The organism is Actinomycetota bacterium, from assembly GCA_035540895.1.
Lineage (GTDB): Bacteria > Actinomycetota > JAICYB01 > JAICYB01 > JAICYB01 > DATLFR01.
Map to the genome: position 1 here is coordinate 1 of DATLFR010000175.1, position 6833 is coordinate 6833.

Annotated in this window: 9 protein-coding genes; 8 read left to right on the forward strand and 1 reads right to left on the reverse strand. The window is 70.1% G+C overall.

Translation table 11 applies throughout. The annotated features are described in order from the left end of the window. Together VM840_10095 and dop are read left to right on the forward strand one after the other, a co-directional pair. The coding region (locus VM840_10095) for an alpha/beta hydrolase (GenBank protein ID HVL81929.1) at window positions 1-325 on the forward strand (325 nt) is incomplete at its 5' end. Between the two features lie 47 nt (window positions 326-372). After that, window positions 373-1875 carry a depupylase/deamidase Dop gene (gene dop / locus VM840_10100; protein HVL81930.1) on the forward strand — a complete coding sequence of 501 codons (1503 nt, stop codon included), beginning with the start codon at window positions 373-375 and terminating at the stop codon, window positions 1873-1875. On the opposite strand, the gene VM840_10105 is transcribed toward dop, so the two are convergent. After that, a complete protein-coding gene (locus tag VM840_10105) occupies window positions 1866-2177 on the reverse strand; it encodes a hypothetical protein (protein HVL81931.1) in 312 nt (103 codons plus the stop codon). The genes dop and VM840_10105 overlap by 10 nt on opposite strands. Before the next feature lie 62 nt (window positions 2178-2239). Between VM840_10105 and VM840_10110 the strand changes: the two genes are divergently transcribed. The 6 genes from VM840_10110 to VM840_10135 form a co-directional block, all read left to right on the forward strand. Further along, window positions 2240-2440, forward strand: a complete 201-nt coding sequence (locus VM840_10110) for a ubiquitin-like protein Pup (GenBank protein HVL81932.1) — start codon at window positions 2240-2242, stop codon at window positions 2438-2440. 282 nt (window positions 2441-2722) lie between these two features. Then, on the forward strand, window positions 2723-3877 hold the full coding sequence (locus tag VM840_10115) for an MFS transporter (GenBank protein ID HVL81933.1): 1155 nt from the start codon (window positions 2723-2725) through the stop codon (window positions 3875-3877). 242 nt (window positions 3878-4119) lie between these two features. Continuing rightward, window positions 4120-4572: a VOC family protein gene (locus VM840_10120; GenBank protein HVL81934.1), complete on the forward strand. Its 453-nt coding sequence runs from the start codon at window positions 4120-4122 to the stop codon at window positions 4570-4572. Window positions 4573-4628: 56 nt separating this feature from the next. Continuing rightward, on the forward strand, window positions 4629-5585 hold the full coding sequence (locus tag VM840_10125) for a DHH family phosphoesterase (protein HVL81935.1): 957 nt from the start codon (window positions 4629-4631) through the stop codon (window positions 5583-5585). Next, window positions 5582-6523: a UV DNA damage repair endonuclease UvsE gene (gene uvsE, locus VM840_10130; GenBank protein HVL81936.1), complete on the forward strand. Its 942-nt coding sequence runs from the start codon at window positions 5582-5584 to the stop codon at window positions 6521-6523. The genes VM840_10125 and uvsE overlap by 4 nt, the downstream gene beginning before the upstream one ends. A gap of 65 nt (window positions 6524-6588) precedes the next feature. Further along, a partial coding sequence (locus tag VM840_10135) for a hypothetical protein (GenBank protein HVL81937.1) occupies window positions 6589-6833 on the forward strand: 245 nt, incomplete at its 3' end.

The following is a 6833-nucleotide window of genomic DNA, read 5'->3' on the forward strand; positions in this document are numbered from 1 at the left end:
GTCGTGGATGGAGACGGCCGCCGACGAGTTCTTCCGCGTCTACTCCAAGCCCCGCGGACGGATGGCCTTCTACGCCGCCGCCCGCCAGATCTACCTGGACGAGCCGCATGCCGAGGAGGGGCTCTGGGCCCGCCTGGCCGAGGTCGACGTTCCGGCGCACTTCGTGTTCGGACGCCGCGACAACCTCGTCCCGGCGTCGTTCGCCAAGGTCGTGGCGGAGATGATGCCGAACGCGAAGCTCTCCGTCTTCGAGGACTGCGGACACGTCCCGCAGGTCGAGGAGCCGGACCGCACGAACCGCCTCATCCGCGCCCTGATGGGCTGACGCGTCCCGCGGTGCGGTCCGCCGGGGCTCGCGTAGGATGGGCGGCGATGGCGCTCAGGAAGATCATCGGCACCGAGACCGAGTACGGCGTGACGGTCACCGGGCCGTCCGACGTGTCTCCCGTCCTGGTGGCCGGGATGCTGGTCGGGCAGTACGGGGCCGCGGAGCTGCGCCGCGTGAAGTGGGACTTCCAGGAGGAGAACCCGCTGCGCGACGCGCGCGGCTTCGAGGGAGCCCGCAACCGCGAGGCGGCCGAGGAGGAGGGGGCGCTCGTCAACCTGGTGCTGACGAACGGCGCCCGCTACTACGTCGACCATGCCCACCCAGAGTTCTCGACCCCCGAGACGACCAACCCGCGCGACTGCGTCCTGTGGGACAAGGCGGGGGAGGCGATCCTGTACGAGTCGATACGGCGCGCGTCGGAGGTGATGCCGCCGGGAGCCCGGGTCCACGTCTACAAGAACAACTCAGACGGCAAGGGCAACAGCTACGGCACCCACGAGAACTACCTCGTCGACCGCGCCGTGCCCTTCGCGCGCTTGTCGGCCGCGCTCATCCCGTTCTTCGTCACGCGGCAGGTGTTCACGGGCGCGGGGAAGGTGGGGTCGGAGGAGCCGGGAGCGAACGGCGTCACGTACCAGCTGACCCAGCGGGCGGACTTCATCGAAGCCGAGGTGGGGCTCGAGACCACGCTGAAGCGTCCGATAGTGAACACCCGCGACGAGCCGCACGCCGACGCCGACCGTTTCCGCCGTCTCCACGTGATCCTGGGCGACGCGAACATGAGCGAGGTCGCGACCTTCCTGAAGGTCGGGACGACCGCGCTCATCCTGATGCTCGTCGAGGACGGGGCCCTGGACACGGACGCGTTCACCATGGCCGCGCCGGTCGCGGCGATCAAGGACATCAGCCGCGACCCCGACCTGCGCACCACCGTGGAGCTGTCCGACGGACGCCGCGTCACCGCCCTCGAGCACCAGTGGGAGTACCTGGAAGCGGTGAAGCGGTACCTCAAGACGAAGGGTGACGACCTCGACGTCGATCCCGAGTGGCCGGCCGAGGTCGTCTCCCGCTGGGAGTACGTCCTGGCCGGTCTGGAGGCCGACCCGATGACGCTCGAGCGCGAGCTCGACTGGGTCGCAAAGAGGGCTCTGCTCGAGGGGTACCGGGAGCGCCACGGGCTCGCGTGGAACGACCCCAAGCTGCGGATGGTGGATCTGCAGTACCACGACGTCGACCCCGACCGAGGGCTGTACCACCGGCTCGTCTCCGCCGACCGTGTGGAGCGGCTGGTCGGGGACGACGAGGTCCGGGCCGCGATGACCGAGCCGCCCACTGACACCCGGGCCTACTTCCGCGGACGATGCCTCGCCCGCTACGCGACGAGCCTGGTGGCCGCCTCGTGGGACGCATTGATCTTCGACCTGGACGGCCAGACCCTCAAGCGGATCCCGATGCTGGACCCCCACCGCGGCACCGAGGCGCACACCCGCGCCCTGATAGAGGCCCACGCGGACCCCCGCGACCTCGTGGAGGCACTTCAGGGCTGATCGGTCGGCGGCTCGACCGCGATGTGCTCGGCTCGGGTCCGCCAGCCGGTGCGTCGGTCCACCTCGATCGGGAGCGTGTCCCATCCGGCGGTCCGCAGCGCGACCCGGCACGCATGCCAGGCCGACCATGCGTCGTAGGCCCACGCCGCCGGCCAGACGTGGTCCAGGGCCTCCGCCTGGGTCCGGATCTCCGCGGGGTCGATCCCCACCGACCGCAGGGCGTTGAGCAGGTGCATGCCGGCCAGCTCGCACGCGAGCAGGGCCTGGGAGAGGCTCTCGTCGGCGGGGGGGCGGGGCTCCATCGGTTGTTCAGCACACGACTGATGTGCCGATACACTAAACGGGAGCTAGGAGGAAGGCCCGGATGTCCCGTTCAGAGCGCGAGCAGAAGCAGAAGGCACCTCGGCGCAAGGAGGCCGAGGAGGCCGAGGCCGCCCCTCAGGCGGCCGAGAAGGGCGAGCGCCTGAAGGAGGACATGGACAAGCTCCTGGACGAGATCGACTCGGTGCTCGAGGAGAACGCCGAGGAGTTCATCAAGAACTACGTCCAGAAGGGCGGCGAGTGAGGGACCTGCGGCTCCGCTCCGCAGATCTCCTCAGGAGTACCGCGGCCTCCCCCTGCGATCGGCAGAACGTGCTCCCGCGGGGGCTCCCGGGAGCCAGCTGAGAGATCCCGCTCGTGCGGACCGGCGCCACCGCGTGCACCGGCGATGAGGGTCCCGGATGACGCAGCCGCACGGCTCGCTCCGGCTGAGAGGCTTCGCCCTGCGCGTCCTGGCTGACCACCCTCTGGAACGCGCAACCCCGCCTCGGCCCTACGTTGTCGCAGCCTGGCGCTCGCCTGACCGGTGAGCCGACCTCGCGAAGCGGCACGCCTGGCTCCCCTCGTCCTGGCGACCATGACGTCGCAGGCCTTGATCGTCGTCCTGTCCCCGACGATCGTCGAGGTAGGGGCGGATCTCGGCGCATCGGTGAGCGCGGTTGGGCAGGCCCGCTCGATATCAGCCGCGGTGGCCGTCATCGCGTCGGTGATCGTGTTGCGGCGGGTCGACGCGGTCGGTGTGCCGCGCCTCGGTGCGGTGGGGGCGCTGGTCGCGATCGGAGCCTCGTCGCTGTTGTCGCTGTCGCCGGGCCTGGCCATGTTCCTGTCCGGGCATGTGCTCGTCGGGATCGGCATCGCGCTGCTGCTCTCGGCGGGGTTCGCCGGCGTCGCTGCGTTCCCGCCCGAGCGCCGGGCCTGGGCCATGGGGTACGTCGCAGGCGCCAACGCCCTCGCCTGGGTCGCCGTGAACCCCGTCGTCGGCATCGTCACGGACCTAGTGTCCTGGCGCCTCGCTCATGCAGCGCCAGCCGCTCTCGCGGTCGCCTGCCTCCTCTCCCTCCGCCGAGCGGGCAGCGGGGGGAACGTGACGATCCCGCCACGCCTGAGCGCTCTGTTCGCGCACCGCTCCGCGCGGCGGTGGATCGTGACCGAGCTGATCGCCTACGGCGCATGGACCGGTCTCCTCACCTTCATCGGTGCGTTCTTCGTCGAGGAGCTCGAGGTGGGGGAGAGCACCGTAGGTTGGTTGCTCGCCTTGGGCGCTGCCGCGTACTTCGTGGCTTCGACGCGCATCGGGGCCCTCACCGACAGGTGGCCGCGCAGGCGGATGATCGCGGGAGCAGCGATCCTCATGGCTGGACTCGCGGTCTTCCAGTTCCAGGTGATGGGAGTGGTTCCGGCCACGCTGATCTTCGTGGCCATCGGATCCTCGGCGGGGGTGCGCACGCCCGCGTCGAGCGGCCTGGGTCTCGAACAGCTGCCGGGTCATCCCGGCGCGATGATGGCGGCGCGCACTGCGGCGACCCAACTCGGGTACCTGGTCGGGGCGGTCATGGGCGGCGTTGTGATCGCGGTGTGGGGCTACGCGGCCCTGGGGATCGCCCTGGCCCTGGGGCTGACGCTGTCCGCCAGCCTCATCCTCCTCGTCCGCGATCCCCTAGAGGAGCGCGCGCGGTCGTGAGCGGAGAGTTGGGGTGGAGGGCGGTCGGCCGCGGCAAAGGGTGAGCAAGAGCCAACGTCCGGTGCCATGTGCTCAGAGCCACGGGGGTCCCGCTCGCCGGGCTCCAGGTCGACCCCCGGCGGCCGCGGCTACAGCATCGGTAGCGTTTCTTCGTGGAGGAGGCACAGCCCGAGGTGCGACCAGCCGTCCTCCCCCGAGCAGCAGGTGCCGCAGCAGCCGACCCAGGGGAGGAGTGGTCAGCCTTGGCAGCTCGACTAGTAGGCAACAACCACGTCGCCATCACCGTCAGCGACCTCGATCGCAGCAGCGCGTGGTACTGCGACCTGTTCGGGCTGACGGTGGTGAGCAACGACGAGAACGTGGGGCCTCCATACTTCACGGATGTCCGGTATCGCGGCCTGTTCGATCTGACCACGTTCTCCTACGTCGTCGCGCTCTGCGAGCACCGAGACGGGGAACGTGTGTCGTTCGATCCCCGCCGGCCCGGTCTGGACCATGTGGGCTTCCACGTCCCCGAACGGAGCGACCTCGATGGCTGGGTTGAACGTCTGGACGAACGAGGGATCCCCCACTCCGGGATAAAGGAGGCACCCTACGCCGACGTCATCTCCTTCCGGGATCCGGACGACATCGCGCTCGAGCTCGCATACGTGAAGGTCGACTTCTGGGCTGACCTCATCGGACGCGCGTCTTAGCCCCCTCCCGGCTCCCGCGGCGGTTCGCCGACTCGGCATGCGGGGATGTCCGGGGGGTGTCGCCCGAGCGAGCTCTTCTCGACCGCGCCAGGGAGCTCCTTCTCGCCGCTCGGGCCGTCGTCCCGCATACGGACGCCGACGGGCTCTCCGCGGGCGCCCTCGCGCTGCGTAGCCGCGGGGGGTCGGCGTCCGATGCGGTCCTGCTGAATCGCGGTGAGACGCCCTTCGCGGGGACGGACCTGCCCCGAGGGCCGCTGGCCGTCCTGGACTGGGGTATGCGACCGGACGGCCCCTCCGGCCTGATAGTCGACCATCACGTACCGGAGGCTGAGCCGCGGGACGACCAGGTGCTCGTCTCGGGGTTCGGCGAGCGGCCGGAGGTCAGCACCTCGGTGCTGCTCGCACGGATCGTCCCGGAGGCCCCGAGGTGGGTGGCCGCGGTAGGTGCCTTCGGGGACCTCGGGTCGGTCGCGTTCAGCCTCCCCGAGCTGGACCGGGTCCCGCCCGGACCCATCCGGCGTCTCACCCCGCTCATAAACGCGCCCCGCCGCCTCCCGGACGGACCGGTGCGCGAGGCCCTAGCGCTGCTCGTGGAGCATCCGGACCCGGGCTCGGCCCTGCGCGACCCGCGCATCGAGGCTCTTCGCGAGGCGAAAGAGGAGTGGTCGACCGCGTACAAGCAGGCTCTCAGGACGGCGCCCGAGGTGCGCGGTGATCTAGCGGTGGTGCGGCTGGCTTCGCCGTACCAGATCCATCCGCTCGTCGCCCAGGCGTGGAGGAGACGGCTCGCCCCGCGCGTCGTGCTCGTCTCCAACGAGGGATACCTGCCGGGGAAGGTCAACTTCGCGGTGCGGGGAGGCTCGGGCGACCTGAGGGAGCTGCTACGCCGCGCCCTGCCCGATGAGGGCGGGGAGTTCGCGCACGGTCACCCGTCGGCGACCGGGGGGAGCCTGCACCCGGAGACGTTCGAGCGCCTCCTGGAGGAGCTCCATCGAGCCGAGGTGGCGTCGTGAGGCTCGGGTTCGCCGTGAAGGTGCTGGCCGACGGCGGCCTTCCCTCCCACGACACCCGGCGGTGGCAGTCGGGACCCCACCTCTCCCGGTCGCTCGACCTGCTCGATCGGATCTTCTCGTACCTCGAGCGGGCGGATATCTCCATGTACCGGATGGCCACCGCGCTCGCTCCGTATGCGAGCCACCCGGACCTCCCGGGCTTCTGGTCGCAGATCGAGGAGTGCCGAACGAGGCTGTCGGAGGTCGGCGAGAGGGCCCGCCGGCTGGGGCTCAGGCTGTCCGTCCATCCCGGGCAGTACACCGTCCTGAACTCCGAGAAGCCCGAGGTACGTGACAACGCCGTCCGCGAGCTCGAGGTGCAGGCCTCACTGCTGGATGCCATGGGGCTCGGACCGGAGGCCGTCGTCGTCCTCCATGTGGGGGGGATGGCTGGACGGCCGGAAGCCGCCCTCGACCGCTTCGAGTCCGGCCTGGACATGCTCAGCGACCGGGCCAGGGCGCGACTCGTTGTGGAGAACGACGACCGACTGTTCTCCCTGGCCCAGGTGCTGGAGCTGAACCGGAGGACATCGCTGCCCGTCGTGTTCGACGTCCTGCACCACCACTGCAACGACCCGGACGGTATCGCGCTCCCCGAGGCCCTCCGTCTCGCGCTCGACACGTGGCCCGCCGACGTGGTCCCCAAGGTCCACTTCTCCTCCCCGCTCACGCAGGTGCGTGAGAGCAGGGTCAAGGTCGATGGACGCCTGGCCACCCGCTACGACCTCCCTGCTCCCCATGCGCATTCCGACCTCATCGACCCGATGAGCTTCGAGGCTTTCCTGAACGTCGCCGACGCGCGTCGCGACTTCGACGTCATGCTCGAGTCGAAGGCGAAGGATCTAGCTCTGCTCAGGCTGCGAGACGCCATGTTGAGGCGCGGATTCGATATCCGGTGAACGGGCGGTTTCAAGACGGTTGGCCGGGGGAGGTACGGGTCCCCCCTAGGAGGCCCCCTTTGGAGATGACGCTGAAGTTGATGCCTGGCGCCCGCTCGGTCCCTGTCGCCCGTCGCGCGGTCGATGCGCTCGCGGAGGACCTGTCACCGGAGATGGCCGAGACCGTGAAGATCCTGGTGACTGAGCTGGTCTCCCCGGCGGTGGGAGGTCCTCAGCAGGAGAGCCCGGTCAGCCTTCGTCTCGTCCGGACCGGCTCGACCGTCCGGGGCGAGGTGACCTACCCGGGCGCCTGCGCCCCGTCGGACACCGG

Excerpts from the sequence above, each read along its gene's own strand:
- dop (HVL81930.1), top strand. The coding sequence starts at position 373 with ATGGCGCTCAGGAAGATCATCGGCACCGAGACCGAGTACGGCGTGACG.
- VM840_10105 (HVL81931.1), bottom strand. The coding sequence starts at position 2,177 with ATGGAGCCCCGCCCCCCCGCCGACGAGAGCCTCTCCCAGGCCCTGCTC.
- VM840_10110 (HVL81932.1), top strand. The coding sequence starts at position 2,240 with ATGTCCCGTTCAGAGCGCGAGCAGAAGCAGAAGGCACCTCGGCGCAAG.